The organism is Paenibacillus marchantiophytorum, assembly GCF_014640555.1.
Classification (GTDB): domain Bacteria; phylum Bacillota; class Bacilli; order Paenibacillales; family NBRC-103111; genus Paenibacillus_E; species Paenibacillus_E marchantiophytorum.
In genome coordinates this window covers 1-785 of record NZ_BMHE01000137.1, presented here as the reverse complement: position 1 = coordinate 785, position 785 = coordinate 1, and the positions used below count along the sequence as shown (strand labels likewise).

General features: G+C 47.0%; 1 pseudogene. It reads left to right on the top strand.

Features of this window, described 5'->3' with window-relative positions:
- Window positions 1–785 (top strand): annotated as a pseudogene (locus IEY34_RS36300) (hypothetical protein); the annotation flags it as partial.

The window sequence follows — 785 nt, the reverse complement described above, 5'->3', positions numbered from 1 at the left end:
CAAGCGACAGAAACACAAACAGCGAACCCCGTTGCAGGTCAACCTGCGCTGCCAACGTACTTGAGCATCACGGGTCAAGGAACGAATGCAGCAGCGGCAGGTACGCTCACAGGCGGTCAGCACGTGAACTATGCCAACAGTGACTTCGCTAAGTTCAACCAAGGATTTAATTTCATTGCGGACAACGCAAACCTAGGTAATGGCGGTAAAATTGAATTCAAAGCAACGCTTCGCAAGAACATTGATGGTGAAGCACAAGCAGGTGAGTTCCAAAACCTGAAATGGAGAGATGTTACCAGCGTATCAAGATCATACACTAACGCTAACGCAGCAACAGAAGAGTTGACGTACAACGTATCTGCTCTAGGTAATGCGTATGCGGCCAAAGACAGTGGCGATATCTTAAGCAATGCTCAAAAAGTCGCTGGTGACCACACAGTTGCTAAGAAAATTGCAATAACTGCAAAAGATGCTGCTGGTAACACCGTGAAATTACCGGATGACCGGATTATTTCAGCGACAAGCTCTAACTACGATACGGCGATTGCAGCAACGGTAGGTACAACAGGTTGGGTACTGGGTAACAAAGCAGGAACAGCCGACATTAATGTGATCTACAAAACGGTAAAAGATGAGCAAAAACAAATCAGCATCCCTGTAACCGTGAAGAGTGACGCGGTTGTTGTAGCGAAACTTGTAGCGGATAACAGCAATGCAGACCTATCCGTAGGGGCAGTGAAAACAGCAGCTGAGCTGATGGATTTAACCGTAACAGACAACTACGG